This is a genomic window from Parafrankia sp. FMc2 (assembly GCF_041008525.1).
In the GTDB taxonomy this organism is placed as follows: Bacteria; Actinomycetota; Actinomycetes; order Frankiales; family Frankiaceae; genus Parafrankia.
Genome location: NZ_JBFLUG010000406.1, coordinates 1 through 1,253, shown reverse-complemented (window position 1 = coordinate 1,253; position 1,253 = coordinate 1). Strand labels below are relative to the sequence as shown.

The window sequence follows — 1,253 nt, the reverse complement described above, 5'->3', positions numbered from 1 at the left end:
CCGGCCCCGGACGCCCACCCGGCCGCGCCAACCGACGACAGGCGATCATCCAACCAGTCGGGAAGGCCACGGACAGGTCAACAGCCGCAGGACCTGAAGGACAGACAAGTTAAACAACAAGCTTAGGCGTTCCACTCATCTCCTTGAATACCCACGCAGGGTATCGCCCACATCCCGGAGGTTGCGCCGGCCCACGGGTTCCGACCGGCGCAGGGCGTGGCATCGGTTTCAGGTACCTTTCCGACGGGTCCGCACATCTACCATCTGGAGATTGGAATTCAAGCAATCCAGCTTTCGCCATATCACGCGGGTTCGACGGCGGCCCGCCTTCGGCACCTTCTCGACGCCCGCCGCCTTCTGGCATGCTGCGGTCCCCTTCACCTTTCAGATCCAGGTAAGCCAGCGAACCCAAGGATCTTCCTCCGAATCCCTCCCAGCTGCGCTGGGGATACAACAGAGCGCCTCACGGCGCACACCCGCCGTGCTAGTTTTCCCAGCAACGGGCTCTCCGGTGACTATTCCGTGGGTGACGCGACTGGCTGCCCGGAGTGGATGGCGATATGGCATTCCTGGCAGACGACAAGGGTCTTGCGTCGCCTGCCCGCCATGACTTTCTCCCACGCGGACTGTGGCTGTCCTCAGGCCACGCCTGCCGCGTTCATGGAGGACGCCCAGTACCGTTTCGGCGGTCTGCATTACGCATACCTCGCGGGTTGTGAGTGTCCGGTCACCTGGCCCCCTTGGCCCTGTCGACGGCTTTCCCGCCGTCCTTGGTGGGGCGTTACTCCCACGACTACTACGGGGCCTCCGTCGCCGTAGGATTCGCACCCCGCAGGCGATCCCATGTTCGTCCCTGTCGTACGTACTAGCATGACGTAGGCGGCCCACTCATCTCCTTGAATACCCTCGCTGGGTATCGCTCCGCGCTCTGGAGGTTGCGTCAACCCCGGTGGGATGTCGACGCAGAGCGCGGCACCGGTTACAGGCGTCTTTCCGGTGGACGGATCTTTGCATCCTCTGGAGATTGGGCTTCAGACAATCCAGTTTTCGCCATATCATGCGGGTCCCTCGAACGCCCCGCTCCCTACGCCTGGACACGATCGTCGATTTCCTGGCATGCTGCTGTTGGCGGTCTCAGACGGTCAGTGCATCAGCCCTGGTAGAAGGGTGATCTGTTGATCGGAGGGCTGGGTGCGGGGCGTGGAGTTGACCTTGGAGGATCGGGAGTCGATCTCCAGGGGGCTGGCGGCGGA

General features: G+C 63.0%; 1 pseudogene. It reads right to left on the bottom strand.

What is annotated here, in order from left to right:
- Positions 1-515: 515 nt before the first annotated feature.
- Positions 516-620: pseudogene (locus AB1460_RS37580) on the bottom strand (hypothetical protein); the annotation flags it as partial.
- Positions 621-1,253 lie beyond the last annotated feature (633 nt).